The organism is Gallintestinimicrobium propionicum, from assembly GCF_025567525.1.
Taxonomy (GTDB): Bacteria; Bacillota; Clostridia; order Lachnospirales; family Lachnospiraceae; genus Gallintestinimicrobium; species Gallintestinimicrobium propionicum.
On sequence record NZ_JAOQJY010000005.1, the window covers coordinates 93,488 to 111,926 of the forward strand.

The window sequence follows — 18,439 nt, forward strand, 5'->3', positions numbered from 1 at the left end:
AAGAAACTGCCGGGAAAAGGAAAGGGGCGTGTGGGCGATGGACTATTTGAATGCATTCTGGGTAGGTGGTCTGATTTGCGCGCTGGTGCAGATTTTGATGGAAAAGACGAAGCTGATGCCGGGGCGGATTATGGTGCTTTTGGTCTGCTCGGGCGCAGTGCTGAGCGCACTTGGCTGGTATCAGCCCTTTGTCGATTTTGCCGGGGCAGGGGCGAGCGTGCCGCTGCTTGGCTTTGGGCATACGTTGATGAAGGGCGTAAAAGAAGCGGTGGAACAAGACGGATTTCTCGGATTGTTTACGGGAGGCTTTCAGGCAGGGGCTGCCGGAACTGCGGCGGCGCTGATTTTCGGATATCTGGCGAGCCTTGTTTTTAAACCTAAAATGAAAAGATAAAAGTATTATTCCCTGCAGGCGATTTCCTTGCGGGAAAGAAACTGGCGCATGGTTTTGTCCCACTGCGCGTCCAGTGTTTTATCGAAGACAAAGGAAGAAAAGGCGGTTCCGGTCGTCAGGCGGATGGCGGAGCCGTCATATTTTATGGTCAGGACCAGCGCCTGAACCTGTTCCGGTTTTAAAGACGGATCTGCGCCCTTCATGACGCCGGGGACATACTGGGGCATGAGATGCAGGACGAATTTGAAGGAAAGAGGCGTGTGTTTGCCGCGGATCATCTGAAACAGAACCGGACGGATGAATTTCCAGGGCAGAAACAGGTAGCCGGCGTCCGGCGTTTCATCGTCCTGATAAAATTCGGGATTGACGCGCCCGTCGATTTCATAGGAAACGGCGCAGGAAACCGAAGCCTTCTCCAGCAGAAAAGAGTCAAAGCAATCCTCTGTCAAAAGCTTCGCCATAAAATGCTTCATTTCAAGAATCTGAAAAGCGGTCATATAATCAATCCTCCATTCCGCGGGCGCTTTGTGCTGCTGCGCGGTTTTTTGTGATATGCGTGCCGGTCAGTTGTGAAACAGTTCACCCGCGCCATTCGCAAAAACGCGTCTGCGACGCTTTGTGCTGCTGCGCGGTTTTTGTGATATGCGTGCCGGTCGGTTGTGAAACAGTTCACCCGCGCCATTCGCAAAAACGCGTCTGCGACGCTTCCCGCTGCTGCGCAGCTCCTTTTGCTCATGAAGCGGCGCTCCCTTCGTAGCTTTTTTCAGTCAGATTTTCGTGCGAGCACGAAATCTTCCTTCAAAAATCCACGAGTGAACTGTGGTATCAGTATATCAGAGATGGGGTTTTTTGGAAATACCCTTTACAGGAACAGTCAGAACGTGTTATCATATGTAGTAATGAAAACTACATGGATTGGTTTTGAGAATATACGAGAAGCCGTGGTGCGGCAGGCGCAAAGCGCCTGCGGTATGGAGGAAAACATGAGTTATAAAATCGTTGTGGACAGCTGTTGTGAGCTGCCGGAGAAATATAAGAAGGATCCGCATTTTGAAATCGTACCGCTTGGTCTGGAGGTCGGCGATTACCGGATTATGGACGATGAGCATTTTAATCAGAAGGAATTTCTGGAGCAGGTTGCCTCATGTCCCCAGTGCCCGCGTTCCTCCTGTCCGTCGCCGGAGAGCTATCGGCAGGCGTTTGAATCGGAGGCAGAGCATATTTATGTGGTAACGCTGTCCGGCAATTTGAGCGGAAGCTATAACAGTGCCATGGTCGGAAGGCAGATGTATCTGGAAGAGGACGAGTCCAAACAGATTTACGTCATGGATTCCTGTTCGGCTTCCTGCGGAGAGACACAGCTTGCGCTGCTGGCAGCTTCCCTGGAGGAACAGGGACTTCCCTTTGAAGAGGTGGTAAGCCGTCTGGAAGCGTTCCGCAGTGAGATGAATACGTATTTTGTCCTGGATAATCTGGAAACTCTGCGTAAAAACGGCAGACTCAGCGGTATCAAGGCACTGGTTGCATCTACTCTGAGCATCAAGCCCGTTATGGCAGGCACGATGGACGGCAGGATCGAGCAGATCGGGCAGGGAATCGGCATCCGTAAGGGTCTGCAGAAGATGGCAGACGCAGTGGTGCGCAATGTGGCAAGACCGGAGGAAAAGACCCTGATGATCACCCATTGTAATTGCCCGGAGCGTGCAGAAAGCGTGAAGCGGATGGTGACCTCCAAGGTTTCTGTAAAGGATGTTGTGATTATGGATACTGCGGGCGTCAGCAGCATGTATGCCAATGACGGCGGCGTTATCGTGACGATCTGACGGACAGGAAATACGAAAAGAAGAGAAATGAAAGGCGGCTGTGCGGTAATGTGCGGCCGCTTTTTTTGTTTTTTATTGTTTTTTATTCATCACTGGAAGGATCGGTGTTTTTCCGGTTGTACGCAAAACGAGGCAGCTGGAACAGGAAAAAGGCGCAGTTGAAAATGAAAAGGTTGTGGTTCATAAAAAAATAAAATATTCTATAAAATCCTAAAGAACAGATTGACAATTAAATTGCGATCTTTTACTATAAAATTATCGAAAACATACAAAAATGGCAGAAAATCGGAATAGAAATTCCCGGAATAAGGAGGTTATCAACAGTTAAATATAAATTATAAAATCATATAAGTAGATGTTGAGTTTTCTGAGATATTAGAGCAGAATATTATTGAAAGAAGTTGATACTTTGAGTAAATATTATTCTGATGAGCAACTCAACCAGGTAATAAATGTAAAGCCTAAAAACCGCATTACAATTGGATATTGTCGCGTTTCCAGCCATAAACAAATTTAGAATGACAGATGGATAATACTGAAAAATCTGAACGGAAGGAATTTGTTGAAGATCTGGTTCAAATAATCACAGTATTCAGCTGCAAATTACAAGGAAAACGAGCGAACAAAGCGAAGAAATTTATCCGAGAATTGATGCAGGAGGAGACCGATGGTAAAAGCCATAAAAGTAATGTTGATCCCAAACAATGTACAGAAAACTAAGCTGTTTCAGTACGCAGGTGCTTCAAGATTTGCTTATAACTGGGCTTTGGCCAGGGAAAAAGAAACTTATGAAAAAGGCGGCAAATTCATTTCGGATTCAGAACTCAGAAAAGAATTTACAAGGCTTAGACATTCTGAGGAATACGCATGGTTATTGAATATTTCTAACAATGTAACCAAGCAGGCAATTAAAGATGCCTGTACTGCGTATCAGAACTTTTTCAAGGGTTTGCAAAAATTCCCAAGATTCAAGTCCAGAAAGAGATCCATGCCGAAATTCTATCAGGACAACGTTAAGATACAATTCAGTAATACCCACGTTAAATTTGAAGGCTTTTCTTCCAGCAGGAAGGCAAATAAGCAAAAAAGGAATTGGGTAAGACTTGCAGAACATGGACGTATTCCGACAGATGCTAAATATAGGAATCCGAGAATATCCTTTGATGGGGTGAATTGGTGGATCAGTGTATGTGTGGAATTTCCTGATTGCAGGGAAACGCTGAATGAGGATGGAGTCGGCATAGACTTAGGAATCAAAGACTTAGCTGTCTGCTCTGATGCTGTTAAGTATAAGAACATCAATAAGAGTCAGAAAGTAAAGAAATTAGAAAAACAAAAACGCAGATTACAGCGTAGTATCTCTCGTTCTTACGAGAAAAATAAGAAAGGAGAAAGTTACTGTAAAACAAATAATGTAATCAAAAAGGAAAAACTTTTATTAAAACGAAATCACAGATTAACAAACATCCGTAAAAACTATTTGAATCAGACCATATCGGAGATCGTAAATCGAAAGCCAAGATTTATATGTATTGAAGATTTGAATGTCAGAGGAATGATGAAAAATAGACATTTATCCAAAGCAGTTCAGGAACAGGGATTTTTTGGGTTTAGAAAACAGCTTGAAAACAAATGCAGTGATAAAGGGATCCAGCTTATTGTGGCGGATCGGTTTTATCCATCCTCAAAGCTTTGCTGCTGTTGTGGAAACATCAAAAAAGATTTGAAATTATCTGACAGAGTTTATAGATGTGAGTGTGGGAATAGGATTGACAGAGATTTCCAGGCATCTATAAATCTCAAGGCTTATGGAGAACAATTTGCAAGCTAAGACTGAAACGTTAATGCAAATATGTACGGATACGTTAGTCCGGAATTTACGCCTATGGAGAGTACAAGAACTTGTGAGTAGATAGATATTTATATCGTCAAAAGCATACTCGTTGAAGTAGGAATGAAACATAGAAGTTTATAACTTTTTATAAGTTTTCAGTAACGGATGCGGATGTGACGAAACGAGAAGAAATCATTTCCTGTATTCAGGAGGGGCGCGGAGTGCTGGGTATCGAATTCGGTTCGACCCGGATCAAGGCGGTGCTGATCGATGAAAACCATAATCCCATTGCGTCTGGCGACCATGAATGGGAGAATCGTCTGGAAAACGGTGTCTGGACCTACCGTCTGGAGGAGATTTGGGAAGGGCTGCAGGACAGCTACGACAAACTTGCGGAAGATGTGAAAAATACCTATCAGATCCAGCTGACCCGCCTGGGAGCCATCGGATTTTCCGGAATGATGCACGGATATATGGCATTTGACCGGGAGGAAAAGCTGTTAGTGCCGTTTAGGACATGGCGCAACACGATGACGGAGGAAGCGGCTGCTGTGCTGTCGGAATGCTTTGCCTTCAACATTCCGCAGCGGTGGAGCATCGCACATCTGTATCAGGCGATTTTAAAGGGCGAGGAGCATGTGGAAAAAATCGACTATTTAAGCACCCTCGCCGGTTACATCCACTGGAAGCTGACCGGACAGCGCGTTGTCGGAATCGGAGAGGCATCCGGGATGTTCCCCATCGACTCTGCAACCGGCGATTATGATGCAGAAATGATGCAGAAATTTGATGCGCTCGTGGCGGACAAAGGATTTCCCTGGAAGCTGCGGGAAATATTACCGAAGGTGCTGCGTGCCGGAGAAATGGCAGGCACGCTGACGAAAGAGGGCGCAAGGCTTCTGGATCGTTCCGGGTGTCTGCAGCCGGGGGTTCCCTTGTGTCCGCCGGAGGGAGACGCCGGAACCGGAATGACCGCGACAAAGAGCGTGGAAAAGCGCACCGGCAATGTGTCCGCAGGGACGAGCGTGTTTGCGATGATTGTTCTGGAAAAGCCGCTTTCTGCCATGCACCGGGAAATTGATATGGTGACAACGCCTGCGGGTGATCCCGTTGCGATGGTGCATTGTAACAACTGCACGTCAGATCTGAACGCATGGGTCGGGCTGTTTGCGGAGTTTGCAGAATGTTTTGGCATTAAAGCAGATAAAAATAAACTTTTTTCCACACTTTATCAAAAGGCGATGGAGGGCGATAAGGATTGCGGCGGCATGATCGCCTGCAATTATTATTCCGGGGAACCGGTGACCGGTCTGGAAGAGGGCCGTCCGATGTTTTTGCGCAGACCGGACAGTCATTTGGGACTTGCGAACTTTATGCGGTCACATTTATATGCGTCACTGGTGACGTTAAAGATCGGTCTGGACATTTTATTAAAAGAAGAGGATGTGAAAATCGATTCCATCACCGGACACGGCGGACTGTTTAAAACAAAGGGCGTCGGACAGAGTATTCTGGCGGCAGCCATGAACGCGCCGATTTCCGTGATGGAGACGGCGGGAGAGGGCGGCGCCTGGGGCATGGCGCTTCTGGCGGCGTACATGCTTTTCAAAAAAGACGGACAGAGCCTTGGGGATTATCTGGACAGCCGGGTATTTGCTGAGAGAAAGTCAGAGACCATGGAGCCGGATCCGGCGGATGTCGCAGGCTTTGAGACGTATACGAAGCAGTATCAGGCATGCCTTGCGGCGGAAAAAGCTGCGGTACAGGCGTTCTGAAAAGATGCAGGTGCAATGCTGCAAAATAGCGGCAGAAAACAGGGAGAAAACGATGCTGGAAGAACTCAAAAAAGCAGTATATGAAGCGAACATGGATTTGCCCCGGTATGGTCTGGTGACCTTTACCTGGGGCAACGTCAGCGGAATCGACAGAGAAAGCGGGCTGTTTGTCATTAAGCCAAGCGGTGTGGAGTATGATCAGCTGACACCGGAGGATATGGTTGTGATGGATCTGGACGGTAATAAAATAGAAGGAAGCTACCGCCCGTCCTCGGATACGGCAACGCATCTGGAGCTGTACCGGGCGTTTCCGAAGATCGGCGGAATCGTACATACCCATTCCTCCTATGCCACCAGCTGGGCCCAGGCAGGACGTGGGATTCCATGCTATGGAACGACGCATGCGGATTACATGTATGGGGAAATTCCGTGCGTGCGCTGTCTGACCCCGGAGGAGATTGCAGAAGCCTATGAGCAGAATACCGGCAGGCTGATCGTGGAGGAATTTGCACGGATGGGAAAAGATCCGATGGCAGTTCCGGCAGTTCTGTGCAAAAACCACGGCCCCTTTACTTGGGGAAAGGATGCCAGAGAAGCGGTACACAATGCGGTCGTGCTGGAAGAGGTTGCAAAAATGGCATACCGGACAGAATCGATCAATCCGCAGGTAAAGCCGGCACCACAGGAGCTTCAGGATAAGCATTATTACAGAAAACATGGCGCAAACGCCTATTATGGTCAGGAGAAACACTAGAACAGGAGGAACAACATGGCAAAGCTGGTTATCAACGAGAACAAAACAGAAGGACACATCAACCCGGAAATTTATGGACATTTTTCCGAACATCTTGGCAGATGTATTTATGAGGGGCTGTATGTAAAGGAGGATTCCGGGATTCCCAATGTCAACGGCATGCGGACGGATGTTGTGGAAGCGCTGAAAGAGATGCAGATTCCGGTGCTGCGCTGGCCGGGCGGGTGCTTTGCGGACGAGTATCACTGGAAAGACGGTATCGGGCCGAAAGAAAACCGCAAAAAGATGATTAACACGCACTGGGGCGGCGTTGTCGAGGACAACAGCTTCGGTACGCACGAATTTTTTGAGCTGTGCCGCCAGCTGGGCTGCAAAACCTATGTCAACGGCAACGTCGGAAGCGGAACCGTACAGGAAATGTCCGAATGGGTAGAATATATGACCTTTGAAGGCGTTTCTCCAATGGCAGATCTGCGGAAGAAAAACGGACACGAGAAGGCGTGGAAGGTGGACTATTTTGGCGTCGGCAACGAAAACTGGGGTTGCGGCGGAAACATGACACCGGAATATTATGGAAACCTGTACCGCAGATATCAGACCTATGTGCGCCATTATCAGGACAGCGCCCCGATTCAGAAAATCTGTGGCGGCCCGAACGCAGGGGATGACAACTGGACGAAGAAGGTGTTGGAAACCTGCTTTGCAAGTCCTGCGCCCGAGGATGCCCATGGATTTATGGACGGTCTGTCCATGCATTATTATACGGTTCCCGGGGAAAGCTGGATGAACAAGGGTTTTGCAACGGAGTTTACAACGGACGGCTGGTATCAGGCACTTGGCAAGGCGCTTCACATGGATGATCTGATCAAAAAGCACGGCGCGATTCTGGATCAGTACGATCCGGAGAAAAAAATCGGTCTGATAGTGGACGAATGGGGCAACTGGCACGAAGTAGAGCCGGGAACCAATCCTGGATTTTTGTATCAGCAAAACACGATGCGGGATGCGCTTGTAGCTGCCGTGACGCTCAATATTTTCAACAAGCATTGTGACCGCGTGAAGATGGCGTGCATTGCGCAGCTTATCAATGTGCTGCAGTCCGTGATTTTGACAGAAGGCGAAAAGATGATTCTGACGCCTACTTATCATATTTTCCATATGTATAAATATCATCAGGATGCAGAGCTTTTGCACAGCGACTTAACCGGCGTCGACACGATCCAAAACGGCGAATTTTCCATTCCGGCGCTGCAGGAATCCGTATCCGTGCAGAAAGATGGCACGATCACGGTTACGTTGGCGAATCTGTCCGCAGAGCAGAGCTATCCTGTGGAAATCGCGCTGACGGAAAAGAAGAACCGCACTGTTTCTGCAAAGATCCTGACCGGCGCAATGAATGCGCATAACACGTTCGAGGAGCCGGATGCTGTGAAGGAAGAATCCTTTGAGGGTGTGGCGGAAAAGGACGGTACCCTGAGTCTGGAAATTCCTGCGTGCAGCGTCATCTGCCTGCGGATTTCCTGAAAATGGACACACAGAAGAAGCCTTGCTTGAAATGCCTGCTGCGGGAGCTTGACGAAGAAGCTTATATGAAACAGCTGCACCGCTATATTGTACAGCTCGACCCGGACGTAAAAACGGCGCAGCAGGTGTATGAAAAACGGCTGGAAGTATGTAAGGCGTGCGACTATCTGGAAGCCGGTACCTGTCTGGCATGCGGCTGTTATGTGGAGCTGCGGGCTGCGGTGAAAAAGAATCGCTGTCCGTATCGCCACTGGGAAAAGTAGACCCTGCGGATGGCTGACGTTGTGGCAGCATGGATCGACCGTGACAGGAGCGTAGACGGAAGAAGCCGGGTATCGCAGTCAGGAAAAGCAGGACATCGTAGCTGGATAAACCAGGAAAAAGGGGGGAAATCAGATGTTGCATATCAGAAATCTGGAAGAGGGCGTGGAGCTGTTCAAGGTGCTTGGCTCGGATATCCGGGTGAACATCATTTTACTGCTGTTAAAAGAAAAAGAAATGAATATGAATGAGATCGCAGCCAGGCTGCAGATCACCAACGGCGCGCTGACCAGCCATATCCGAAAGCTGGAGGAGGCCGGGCTGATCCGTGTGACCCAGGACAGTGTCGGACATGGAAACCAGAAGGTGTGCAGCGTTTTGGAAACCCGAATCCTGGTGGAGATCGGGACGCAGGAGGAGACAGGCGAAGGCAGTATTTTCCGGGCAGAAATCCCGGTGGGGCAGTATTCGGACTATCAGGTATTTCCCACCTGCGGCATTTCCACGACGAAAAAGATGATCGGTGAAGTGGACGATCCCCGCTATTTTGCCCATCCGGATCGCGCGGAAGCTGGAATTTTATGGCTTTCGAAAGGCTATGTGGAATATCTGGTCCCGAATATCCTTCCGGCAGGACAAAAGATAGATGAGCTTACCTTCACCATGGAGATTTCCAGTGAGGCACCGGGCTTTAATAACGACTGGCCCTCTGATATTACCTTTTTATTAAATGACACGCCGGTTGGAGTGTGGACATCTCCGGGAGACTTTGGGGACAGGCACGGGCTGTTTACACCTAACTGGTGGTTTTCCGGATGGAATCAGTACGGACTGTTAAAAATGCTTGTTATCGATCAGAACGGGACATATATTGATGGAATGAAAATTTCAGACGTTTCCACAACTCAGCTGCAGCTCGATTATAAAAGCCAGATCCGGTTAAAATTTGCCGTACAGGAGGATGCTGCCCATGTGGGCGGCATGACGCTCTTTGGCAGCGGCTTTGGCAATTACAGTCAGGGAATCCGTGTGCGGATGCGCTACAGCCCGATGGAAAAAGGGAATGAATGAGATCTTTAGAAGAATAGAGGTGCGGCCTCAGCTGATTTGTTCGCCTTTTTGTCAGCTGAGGCCGTTTCTTTTGTTTGCTACGCCTTTTCTCCCTGCGCTGGTTTTTTCATACAGGCATCTACCGATTTACGCAGAATCTTCGCTTCTCCAAAGCCCAGGCGGAAGGATTTGCCGTCCTGCATCGTTACCTTAAGCATGGAGATGGATCGGATCTGCCGCATGTTGAGCACCGTATTACTGGCAAGCAGGACAAAGTTATCATATTTGTTTAAAGTGCCGCAAAACGAAGCAAGGGACATATCGGTTGTGTAGTCTCTGCCGTCGGCAGTGTGAATGCAGACTTGACGGTTGTTTTTCGGCCAAGCGTAGGAAATTTGGTCCTCCGTCAGGTAAATGGTGTCGGTCTGGTTGCGGAATTCGAGTTTTTTTACCTTGCTGTTTTTAATGGACAGCAGATGGTCGATGGTTTCGGTAAGCTCGGAAACGACAATGGGCTTGTCCAGAAAAAGCGCATTATCGGGAAGATTTTTCGATTTGCGGTAGTCTACCTTATCGCAGCAAAAAACGATGGGGACATCTGTGCCATCGGCCCGAAGCATGTGGGAAAGCTCGATCGCATCGCAGCCGTCTTCTGTCATATCCATAAAAATTGCATCATAGATCATAGGCGTTACGAGGATAGATTCCTTACTGCCGAAAGAGTCCACATACAGGACACCGGTTGTATTCAGGCGGCGGTCAGATTCCCGTCCGAGAAGGCGTTCCATTTGTTTTCGGTCCGCCATATGGTCATCACAGATTGCCAAGTGCATAATGATACCTCCTGATCTTTTGTAAATAGCATTCAAAGATGCGATTTTGCGAATGGTGCGAGTGAACTGTAAATTTTTTTAGCTGCGTTTTACAGGATGCCTGTAAGCGCCGGCCTGTTATAAGAGGGAAATGGAAACAGGACCGAACAGGATGTACAAAACCGCAGCAATCTGTAGGATTAAAATAGCGGGCATTCCCCAGACGAACTGTGGATGCAGTGTCTTGTGATGGAATGTATACATCCCGGCGATGCTTCCGATGCTGCCGCCGATGATGGCGAGCAGAAACAGCGTCGATTCCGGAATGCGCCATGCCTTGCGGCGTGCGCGGTTTTTATCAATTCCCATTGCAGCAAATCCTGCAAGATTTACAATCAGCAGATAAATTGCCAAAATCAGTAAAACATCCATTCAAAAACTCCCTGTATTTTTAAAAATTAAATCACTTCGTATTTATTATAGGATTTATTATAGGAGATCGAAAAAAAGATTGCAAGAAGCCGGGGCAAAAAAAGATACGAGTGAACTGTAACAAAAAAAGGGATTCCGTGCCAAAAGCACGGAAGCCCTTTATTAGCGTATGGTGATTAGTTGTTGTTCTTTTCTACTTCCTGCATCTTCATTGCACGAACCTTGCTGGAAAGTCCGAACAGGTTAATGAAGCCTTCTGCATCGTGATGGTCATACAGATCGCCGGTTGTGAAGGAAGCAAGGCTTTCATTGTAGAGAGAGTAAGGAGAAGTTGTGCCGGCTTTGATGATATTGCCCTTGTAGAGCTTGAATTTTACTTCGCCGGTTACATATTCCTGAGTCTTTTCTACGAATGCCTGAACTGCCTCGCGCAGAGGAGTGAACCATTTGCCTTCGTATACAATCTGAGCCATCTTGTTGCCCATATCGATCTTTTCTGCATAGGTATCGCGGTCGAGGATCAGCTCTTCCAGCTGCTGATGTGCCTCCATCAGGATCGTTCCGCCGGGAGTCTCATAAACGCCGCGGGATTTCATGCCGACAACACGGTTCTCTACGATATCGACGATGCCGATGCCGTGCTTTGCGCCCAGTTTGTTCAGAGTGCGGATGATGTCGGAAACCTTCATCTCTACACCGTTTACACTCTTCGGAACGCCTTTTTCAAAGGTCATGGTAACATATTCTGCCTCGTCGGGAGCTTCCTCGGGAGTGCAGCCTAAAACAAGCAGATGTCCGTAGTTGGGCTCGTTTGCGGGGTCCTCCAGCTCCAGACCTTCATGGCTGATGTGCCAGATGTTACGGTCGCGGCTGTAGCTGGAATCTGCAGAGAAAGGAAGGTGAATGCCGTGAGCCTGGCAGTATTCGATTTCGGATTCCCGGGAATCCATGGTCCACTTATCGTTTCTCCATGCAGCAATGATCTTTAAATCAGGAGCCAGGGCTTTGATGCCGAGCTCGAAACGGATCTGGTCGTTGCCCTTGCCGGTAGCGCCGTGGCAGATTGCGGTAGCGCCCTCTTTGCGGGCAACCTCAACCAGCTTCTTTGCGATCAGCGGACGCGCCATAGAGGTGCCCAGCAGGTATTTGTTTTCGTAAACAGCATGTGCCTGTACGCAGGGAACGATGTATTCGTCACACAGTTCGTCATTTACATCGAGGATATATAATTTGGAAGCACCGCAGGAGATTGCTCTTTCTTCCAGACCGTCCAGCTCTTCTTCCTGTCCGCAGTCGATGCAGACGCAGATAACTTCGTAGTCGAAATTCTCTTTCAGCCACGGAATGATGGCTGTGGTATCCAGACCGCCGGAATACGCTAAAATAACTTTTTCTTTCATGATAATTACTCCTCCATATGCTGTGTTTGATTTTTCTTTCAAGCTGTGTCAAGATAAGGATGGAAGCATCCGTTCCCGACTGACTGAAATTACTATACACCCGGATGCGAAGGAATGCAAGTGTAAATTTATGCAAATTATAAATATTTTATTCAGAAAAAATGGAATATATTCCAAAAATACTTGAATATTATACACGAATGCAGTATGATTATGCAATGTTAAGGAGGAAAAGAAAATGATTCAGGTTGGAATTATCGGAGCGACCGGCTATGCCGGCGGGGAGCTGGTCCGTCTTTTATACGGGCATAAAGAGGCAGAAATCAAATGGTACGGATCCAGAAGCTATGTGGATCAGAAATATGCGTCTGTTTATCAGAATATGTTTCAGATTGTAGAGGATGTTTGTAAGGATGATAATTTAAAGCAGCTGGCAAAAGAGGTCGATGTGATCTTTACCGCGACGCCCCAGGGCTTCCTGGCAGGAGTTCTGGATGAGGAAATCCTTTCCAATACAAAGGTGATCGATCTGAGTGCGGATTTTCGGATCAAGGACGTTGCTACTTATGAAAAGTGGTATGGAATCGAACATAAATCTCCGCAGTTTGTTCCGGAAGCGGTTTACGGTCTGTGTGAAAGAAACCGTGAGGCGATTAAACAGGCTCGTCTGGTAGCAAATCCGGGCTGTTATCCCACCTGCTCCATTACTTCGATCTTTCCGCTGGCAGCAGAGGGACTGATCGATATGGATACGCTGATTATTGATGCAAAGAGCGGTACCTCCGGGGCAGGGCGCAGTGCAAAGGTTGCAAACCTGTACTGTGAGGTGAATGAAAATATCAAGGCATACGGTGTTGCGAGCCATCGCCATACGCCGGAGATCGAGGAGCAGCTGTCCTATGCGGCAGGCTGTCCGGTTGTGCTGAACTTTACGCCGCATCTGGTTCCGATGAACCGTGGAATTCTGGTGACGGCTTATGCTTCCTTAAAAGAAGTGAAAAAGCCGGACGGAAGCCTTGGGCTGCCGGATGCTGCAATGATTCGGGCAGCCTATGACAAATATTATCAGGATGAGAAGTTTGTGCGCGTGCTGCCGGAGGGTGTGTGCCCGGAAACGAAGTGGGTAGAGGGCAGCAATTTTGTGGATGTGAACGTTAAGGTCGATCCGCGGACGAAGCGTGTGATTATGATGGGTGCCATGGATAATCTGGTGAAGGGCGCGGCAGGACAGGCGGTGCAGAATATGAATCTGATGTTTGGACTGGAGGAGTCCGAGGGCCTGGATCTTGTGCCGATGTTCCCGTAAGGGATGGTGGATTCCCGGCAGACTTTGGCCGCCCCGGCAGCCGACTGCATTGCGTCCCCGGGATTTGCGCGCTGAAACTTTTATGCAAAAGCGCGTCGGCTTCCTAAGGGCGCACCTCGCGTCCGAAACTTGCAGGCATGGTGGTAGGTTTTTGGCTGCTTTGGCGGTTGTGCATGCCTGCTTCGGACAGTCGGACGTTCGGTGCCGGAAGCCTGTGCGTTTTTGCAAAAGTTTCGCTTGCAAATCAAGGGGACGCAATTGCAGTCGGCAGCCGGGGCTGGCAATCAGTCTGCGCGGTGAGGCCTGGTTGCCTGCGGCAACAGCGGCCTGTGAGGTAGGGCTGAGTTTGTTGGGGGCTGGTCGGCTGCGCCGACTGCGCCTACTTCGGCGGTGAGGCCTGGTTGCCTGCGGCAACAGCGGCCCGGGAGGTAGGGCTGAGTTTGTGTGGGCTGGTCGCCGTAGGCGACTTTGCCCTGTTGGGGTAAAAAGGTCTTGATTTTCCGTGGAGTTGTTTGTAAAATCTAGGGTTAGAGAATTTTTGTGCTTTGAAATAGCTTTGAAGGATTGAGGTGTTTTGGATGGCTGTCGGGCAGGAGTTGGTGGTGCATCCTTTTTCGCCGGTTGTGGACGGGCATTCCAGGGTGTTGATTTTAGGGAGTCTGCCGTCGGTGAAGTCGAGGGAGAATCATTTTTATTACGGGCATCCGCAGAACCGGTTTTGGAAGGTTTTAGCGGGGGTGTGTCAGACGGAGGTTCCGGTGTCGGTGGAGGAGAAAAAGGCTTTTTTGCTGGCAAATGGGATCGCTGTGTGGGATGTGATCGCTTCCTGTCGGATTGTAGGGTCTTCGGACAGCTCCATCCGGGATGTGGCAGCAAACGATGTGGCCGGGCTTTTGCAGAATTCCAGGATTGAGGCGGTGTTTTGCAACGGCGCAAAGTCATGGGAGTTATATCACAGATATTGTGAGAAGGCATGTCAGCGGGAAGCGGGGAAGCTTCCCTCCACGTCGCCGGCGAATGCGGCATGGTCGCCTGAACGGCTGATAAAAAGCTGGGGCGAGGCGCTTTTGCCTTATGTTGGCCCTGGCAGGAAAGGATAAATAACAATGGTTACAGTGCGCAGCATGCAAATAGAGGATTATGATCAGGTATACGCCCTTTGGATGACGATTCACGGGTTTTCGATCCGGACAATCGACGATTCCAGAGAAGGGGTGGAGCGGTTTTTGAAGCGAAATCCCGGAATCAGCGTAGTCGCTGAGATGGACGGTAGAGTGGTCGGCGCGATTTTGTGCGGGCATGACGGGCGCAGGGGCTGTCTGTATCACGTCTGTGTGCATGAGGATTACCGGATGCACGGGATCGGCAGGGCGATGGTGGTGCACTGTATGAATGCGCTGCAGCAGGAGGGCATCAATAAGGTATCCCTGATCGCGTTTACGAAAAATGATATCGGAAACGCCTTCTGGAAGCAGATCGGCTGGACGAAGCGCGAAGATTTAAACTATTACGATTTTGTTTTAAATCAGAAAAATATCGAAAATTTCAACGCTTGAGCGGGCAAAAGATACTGCTCAATCTGACATAAAAAGAAAGGCAGGAGGAACATATGGAGATCATTACAGGCGGCGTAACCGCGGCAAAGGGATTTTTGGCAGCCGGCGTAGAGGCCGGGATCAAGTATCAGAACAGAAAAGATATGGCAATGGTGTATTCCAAAACGCCGTGTCGCGCAGCGGGCGTGTTTACGACGAATGTAGTAAAAGCGGCTCCTGTTTTATGGGATAAGGAAGTCGTAGAGAGCGAGTGGGAAGCTCAGGCGATCGTTGTAAACTCCGGTATCGCAAATGCGTGTACCGGAAAGCTCGGCTATGAATATTGCAGGGAGACGGCAGGAGCGGCAGCAGATGCGCTGGAGATTTCTCCTCAGAGCGTCCTGATTTGTTCGACCGGCGTCATCGGTATGCAGCTTCCGATGGAAAAAATGACCGAAGGTGTGCGTATGCTGGCAAAGGCGATCAAGCCCGGAGAAGAGGCAGGAACCGATGCGGCAAAGGCGATTATGACAACGGATACCCGCAACAAGCAGGTTGCAGTAAAGGTGATGATTGGTGGAAAAGAAATAACCATCGGCGGCATGTGCAAAGGCTCCGGCATGATTCATCCGAATATGTGCACAATGCTCGCATTTGTGACAACGGATGTGAATATCTCCAAAAAGCTTCTGCAGGAAGCACTGAGCGCTGACGTGCAGGATACCTTCAACATGGTTTCCGTAGACGGCGATACCTCGACGAACGATACGCTGCTTGTGCTGGCAAACGGCCAGGCGGGAAACCCTGAAATCACGGAAAAGGGCGCGGACTACGATACGTTTGTGGAAGCGCTTCATTATGTCAATGAGACGCTGGCGAAGAAGATCGCAGGCGACGGCGAGGGCGCAACCGCACTGTTCGAGGTAAAGGTCATTCATGCGGATAATAAGGAAGATGCAAAGACCCTGGCAAAATCGGTCATCACCTCCAGCCTGACAAAGGCAGCCTTGTTTGGACACGATGCGAACTGGGGACGGATTCTGTGTGCGCTGGGCTATTCCGGGGCAAAATTCGATCCCGAGGCGATAGAACTGTATCTGGAAAGCAGCGCCGGAAAGATCCTGATCTTCAAGGATGGTATGGCGGCAGATTACAGCGAGGAAGAAGCGACCCGGATTCTGTCCTGCTCCGAGGTGACTGCGCTTGTGGATATGAAGATGGGCGAGGCGGAAGCGACAGCCTGGGGCTGTGACTTAACCTACGATTATGTCAAGATTAACGCGGACTACCGCAGCTGACGCGAACCGGCGTTAGAACGATAAAACAGTCTCACAGCGCCGCAAAAGGAAACGTGCGCAGAAATGGGAGGAAAAAGTGGAAAAACCGGAAATGGAACAGATCATGAAAAAAGCGGAGGTGCTGATTGAAGCGCTCCCCTATATCCAGAAATTCAACCGGAAAATTATCGTGGTAAAATACGGCGGCAGCGCCATGAGCAATGAAGAGCTGCAGAAAAACGTCATCAAGGACGTGACGCTGTTAAAGCTGGTAGGGTTTAAGCCGATCATCGTACACGGCGGCGGCAAGGCCATCAGCAAATGGGTGGCAAAAGCCGGCAAGGAGCCTGTTTTTGTCAACGGATTGCGCGTGACGGACGCTGAAACGATGGAAATCGCGGAAATGGTACTGGGGCGCGTCAACAAAAATCTGGTTGCCATGGTACAGGAGCTTGGCGTACCCGCAGCTGGTATCAGCGGCAAGGACGGCGGTCTTCTGCAGGTGGAAAAGAAATATTCCGATGGGAAGGATATCGGCTTTGTCGGCGATGTGACCAAAGTAAATCCCAAGATTTTATATGATCTGATCGACCGCGATTACCTTCCGATCGTAGCTCCGGTGGGCATGGATGAAAATTGCGAGACCTATAATATCAATGCAGACGACGCAGCGTGCGCGATCGCAAGGGCGGTCGGCGCGGACAAGCTCGTGTTCCTGACGGATGTAGAAGGTCTGTACAAAGACTTTTCTGATAAATCCTCTTTCATCTCCCGCATTACAGCAAGCGACGCGGAAGCGCTTGTCAGCAGCGGCGAGATCGGCGGCGGCATGCTGCCGAAGTTAAACAACTGTACGGCGGCAGTCAAAGGCGGCGTCAACCGGGTACATATCCTGGACGGCAGAATCCCCCACTGTCTGCTTTTGGAAATTTTTACAGATCATGGGATCGGAACAGCGATTGTCGGAGACGATGAGTAGGTTTAAAGCAGTGCAAAGCACCTTCGGCACAGAGTGCCTGCGGAATGGAGGAAACATGGGTGAATTGATGCAGCAGTATATCGACGAAGCCGAGCAGGATCTTCTGCATACCTATAATCGGTATCAGGTCGTTCTGGATCGCGGCGACGGCGTATCTTTATATGATATAGAAGGAAAACGGTATCTGGATTTTGTGGCTGGTATTGCGGTGTTTGCCCTCGGCTATCATAATGCCGAGTACAATGATGCGCTGAAGGCGCAGATCGACAAGGTCATCCACACCTCGAATTATTATTACAATGTTCCTGCGGTGGAAGCGGCAAGACATCTGAAAAAGGTTTCCCGGATGGACCGCGTGTTCTTCACCAACAGCGGTGCGGAGGCAATTGAGGGCGCGATCAAGGCGGCGCGGAAATATGCTTATTTAAAAGACGGCACGACAGATCATGAGATCATTGCCATGAACCATTCGTTCCACGGTCGGACGATGGGAGCACTGTCGGTAACCGGCAATCCGCATTATAGAGAGGCATTTGAGCCCGGAATCGGCAATATCCGGTTTGCCGATCTCAACGATTTTGACAGCGTGCTGGCATGTGTAAATGACAAGACGTGTGCAATTTTGCTGGAAACCGTGCAGGGTGAAGGCGGAATTTATCCGGTACAGGAGGACTTTCTGAAAAAAGTGCGCGCGCTGTGCGATGAAAAGGATATCCTGCTGATTCTGGATGAAATCCAGTGCGGCATGGGACGAACCGGCTATTGGTATGCGTGGCAGAAATATGGCATAAAGCCGGATATCATGACGACGGCAAAAGCCCTTGGCTGCGGTGTTCCGGTGGGTGCATTTTTAATGACGGAAAAGGTCGGACAGCATTCGCTTACGGCAGGCGACCACGGCACGACCTATGGCGGCAATCCGCTGGCATGTGCAGCTGTGGCAAAGGTGCTGGAGCTGTTTGAAGAAAACAATATTCTGGAGCATGTGCGGGAGGTGTCGGCTTATCTGGAAGAAAAGCTGGACAGCCTGGCAGCAAAATATGATTTTATCACGGACAGAAGAGGCATGGGACTGATGCAGGGACTTGTCTTTGACCGTCCGGTTGCGCCTGTGATCAACGCAGCGCTGGAAAACGGTCTGATTCTGATCAACGCGGGAACCAATATTATCCGCTTCGTTCCGCCTCTTGTCATCACCGACGCAGATGTGGATGAAATGATCGAAATTCTGGATTCATGCCTGAAAACGCTTCAGGAGCAAAACGCGTAGCTGCCGGGAAACG

Annotated in this window: 18 protein-coding genes and 1 pseudogene; 15 read left to right on the forward strand and 4 right to left on the reverse strand. The window is 49.5% G+C overall.

What is annotated here, in order from left to right:
* Positions 1–37: 37 nt before the first annotated feature.
* Entirely contained in the window at positions 38–394 is a 357-nt protein-coding gene (spoVAE, locus tag OCV62_RS05440) for a stage V sporulation protein AE (RefSeq protein WP_262585521.1), read from the forward strand.
* A 5-nt stretch (positions 395–399) separates the two neighbouring features.
* Here the strand turns inward: spoVAE and OCV62_RS05445 are convergent, their stop codons facing one another.
* Positions 400–891 (reverse strand): DUF5721 family protein, encoded by a 492-nt coding sequence (locus OCV62_RS05445; RefSeq protein WP_262585522.1) that lies wholly within the window; start codon positions 889–891, stop codon positions 400–402.
* A gap of 486 nt (positions 892–1,377) precedes the next feature.
* Here OCV62_RS05445 and OCV62_RS05450 point away from each other — a divergent pair, with 486 nt between their 5' ends.
* The 8 genes and pseudogenes from OCV62_RS05450 (at position 1,378) to OCV62_RS05485 (ending at position 9,436) form a co-directional block, all read left to right on the forward strand.
* Positions 1,378–2,217, forward strand: a complete 840-nt coding sequence (locus OCV62_RS05450) for a DegV family protein (RefSeq protein WP_021914479.1) — start codon at positions 1,378–1,380, stop codon at positions 2,215–2,217.
* 525 nt (positions 2,218–2,742) lie between these two features.
* Positions 2,743–2,937, forward strand: a pseudogene (locus OCV62_RS18655) (IS607 family transposase); the annotation flags it as partial.
* Positions 2,885–4,048, forward strand: a complete 1,164-nt coding sequence (locus OCV62_RS05460; RefSeq protein ID WP_262585523.1) for an RNA-guided endonuclease InsQ/TnpB family protein — start codon at positions 2,885–2,887, stop codon at positions 4,046–4,048. The pseudogene OCV62_RS18655 and the gene OCV62_RS05460, both read left to right, overlap by 53 nt.
* A 176-nt stretch (positions 4,049–4,224) precedes the next feature.
* Complete coding sequence (locus OCV62_RS05465; protein WP_262585524.1) at positions 4,225–5,826, forward strand: xylulokinase; 1,602 nt, start codon at positions 4,225–4,227, stop codon at positions 5,824–5,826.
* A gap of 52 nt (positions 5,827–5,878) precedes the next feature.
* On the forward strand, positions 5,879–6,580 hold the full coding sequence (locus OCV62_RS05470; protein WP_317258839.1) for an L-ribulose-5-phosphate 4-epimerase: 702 nt from the start codon (positions 5,879–5,881) through the stop codon (positions 6,578–6,580).
* 15 nt (positions 6,581–6,595) lie between these two features.
* Positions 6,596–8,104, forward strand: a complete 1,509-nt coding sequence (locus OCV62_RS05475; RefSeq protein ID WP_262585525.1) for an alpha-N-arabinofuranosidase — start codon at positions 6,596–6,598, stop codon at positions 8,102–8,104.
* A gap of 2 nt (positions 8,105–8,106) precedes the next feature.
* Positions 8,107–8,367 carry a DUF6171 family protein gene (locus tag OCV62_RS05480; RefSeq protein WP_262585526.1) on the forward strand — a complete coding sequence of 87 codons (261 nt, stop codon included), beginning with the start codon at positions 8,107–8,109 and terminating at the stop codon, positions 8,365–8,367.
* A 133-nt stretch (positions 8,368–8,500) separates the two neighbouring features.
* Positions 8,501–9,436, forward strand: coding sequence for an ArsR/SmtB family transcription factor (locus OCV62_RS05485; protein ID WP_118496012.1), 936 nt, complete (start codon positions 8,501–8,503; stop codon positions 9,434–9,436).
* Between the two features lie 77 nt (positions 9,437–9,513).
* On the opposite strand, the gene OCV62_RS05490 is transcribed toward OCV62_RS05485, so the two are convergent.
* From OCV62_RS05490 to OCV62_RS05500, 3 genes are all read right to left on the reverse strand, one after another.
* Positions 9,514–10,248, reverse strand: coding sequence for a response regulator (locus OCV62_RS05490; RefSeq protein WP_262585527.1), 735 nt, complete (start codon positions 10,246–10,248; stop codon positions 9,514–9,516).
* Between the two features lie 117 nt (positions 10,249–10,365).
* Positions 10,366–10,659, reverse strand: coding sequence for a DUF1294 domain-containing protein (locus OCV62_RS05495; protein ID WP_021916382.1), 294 nt, complete (start codon positions 10,657–10,659; stop codon positions 10,366–10,368).
* A gap of 176 nt (positions 10,660–10,835) precedes the next feature.
* A complete protein-coding gene (locus tag OCV62_RS05500; protein WP_021916381.1) occupies positions 10,836–12,059 on the reverse strand; it encodes an argininosuccinate synthase in 1,224 nt (407 codons plus the stop codon).
* Positions 12,060–12,297: 238 nt separating this feature from the next.
* On the opposite strand from OCV62_RS05500, the gene argC reads away from it, so the two are divergent.
* The 6 genes from argC (at position 12,298) to OCV62_RS05530 (ending at position 18,426) form a co-directional block, all read left to right on the forward strand.
* Positions 12,298–13,365: an N-acetyl-gamma-glutamyl-phosphate reductase gene (argC, locus tag OCV62_RS05505; RefSeq protein ID WP_262585528.1), complete on the forward strand. Its 1,068-nt coding sequence runs from the start codon at positions 12,298–12,300 to the stop codon at positions 13,363–13,365.
* Positions 13,366–13,943: 578 nt separating this feature from the next.
* On the forward strand, positions 13,944–14,465 hold the full coding sequence (locus OCV62_RS05510) for a DNA-deoxyinosine glycosylase (protein WP_262585529.1): 522 nt from the start codon (positions 13,944–13,946) through the stop codon (positions 14,463–14,465).
* 6 nt (positions 14,466–14,471) lie between these two features.
* Entirely contained in the window at positions 14,472–14,921 is a 450-nt protein-coding gene (locus OCV62_RS05515) for a GNAT family N-acetyltransferase (RefSeq protein ID WP_118496007.1), read from the forward strand.
* Between the two features lie 53 nt (positions 14,922–14,974).
* Positions 14,975–16,198 carry a bifunctional glutamate N-acetyltransferase/amino-acid acetyltransferase ArgJ gene (gene argJ, locus OCV62_RS05520; RefSeq protein WP_262585530.1) on the forward strand — a complete coding sequence of 408 codons (1,224 nt, stop codon included), beginning with the start codon at positions 14,975–14,977 and terminating at the stop codon, positions 16,196–16,198.
* 91 nt (positions 16,199–16,289) lie between these two features.
* Positions 16,290–17,156 carry an acetylglutamate kinase gene (argB, locus tag OCV62_RS05525; RefSeq protein WP_412270315.1) on the forward strand — a complete coding sequence of 289 codons (867 nt, stop codon included), beginning with the start codon at positions 16,290–16,292 and terminating at the stop codon, positions 17,154–17,156.
* 55 nt (positions 17,157–17,211) lie between these two features.
* Complete coding sequence (locus OCV62_RS05530) at positions 17,212–18,426, forward strand: aspartate aminotransferase family protein (RefSeq protein ID WP_262585531.1); 1,215 nt, start codon at positions 17,212–17,214, stop codon at positions 18,424–18,426.
* Positions 18,427–18,439 lie beyond the last annotated feature (13 nt).

Excerpts from the sequence above, each read along its gene's own strand:
- spoVAE (WP_262585521.1), top strand. The coding sequence starts at position 38 with ATGGACTATTTGAATGCATTCTGGGTAGGTGGTCTGATTTGCGCGCTG.
- OCV62_RS05445 (WP_262585522.1), bottom strand. The coding sequence starts at position 891 with ATGACCGCTTTTCAGATTCTTGAAATGAAGCATTTTATGGCGAAGCTT.
- OCV62_RS05450 (WP_021914479.1), top strand. The coding sequence starts at position 1,378 with ATGAGTTATAAAATCGTTGTGGACAGCTGTTGTGAGCTGCCGGAGAAA.
- OCV62_RS05460 (WP_262585523.1), top strand. The coding sequence starts at position 2,885 with ATGGTAAAAGCCATAAAAGTAATGTTGATCCCAAACAATGTACAGAAA.
- OCV62_RS05470 (WP_317258839.1), top strand. The coding sequence starts at position 5,879 with ATGCTGGAAGAACTCAAAAAAGCAGTATATGAAGCGAACATGGATTTG.
- OCV62_RS05475 (WP_262585525.1), top strand. The coding sequence starts at position 6,596 with ATGGCAAAGCTGGTTATCAACGAGAACAAAACAGAAGGACACATCAAC.
- OCV62_RS05480 (WP_262585526.1), top strand. The coding sequence starts at position 8,107 with ATGGACACACAGAAGAAGCCTTGCTTGAAATGCCTGCTGCGGGAGCTT.
- OCV62_RS05485 (WP_118496012.1), top strand. The coding sequence starts at position 8,501 with ATGTTGCATATCAGAAATCTGGAAGAGGGCGTGGAGCTGTTCAAGGTG.
- OCV62_RS05490 (WP_262585527.1), bottom strand. The coding sequence starts at position 10,248 with ATGCACTTGGCAATCTGTGATGACCATATGGCGGACCGAAAACAAATG.
- OCV62_RS05495 (WP_021916382.1), bottom strand. The coding sequence starts at position 10,659 with ATGGATGTTTTACTGATTTTGGCAATTTATCTGCTGATTGTAAATCTT.
- OCV62_RS05500 (WP_021916381.1), bottom strand. The coding sequence starts at position 12,059 with ATGAAAGAAAAAGTTATTTTAGCGTATTCCGGCGGTCTGGATACCACA.
- argC (WP_262585528.1), top strand. The coding sequence starts at position 12,298 with ATGATTCAGGTTGGAATTATCGGAGCGACCGGCTATGCCGGCGGGGAG.
- OCV62_RS05510 (WP_262585529.1), top strand. The coding sequence starts at position 13,944 with ATGGCTGTCGGGCAGGAGTTGGTGGTGCATCCTTTTTCGCCGGTTGTG.
- OCV62_RS05515 (WP_118496007.1), top strand. The coding sequence starts at position 14,472 with ATGGTTACAGTGCGCAGCATGCAAATAGAGGATTATGATCAGGTATAC.
- argJ (WP_262585530.1), top strand. The coding sequence starts at position 14,975 with ATGGAGATCATTACAGGCGGCGTAACCGCGGCAAAGGGATTTTTGGCA.
- argB (WP_412270315.1), top strand. The coding sequence starts at position 16,290 with ATGGAACAGATCATGAAAAAAGCGGAGGTGCTGATTGAAGCGCTCCCC.
- OCV62_RS05530 (WP_262585531.1), top strand. The coding sequence starts at position 17,212 with ATGGGTGAATTGATGCAGCAGTATATCGACGAAGCCGAGCAGGATCTT.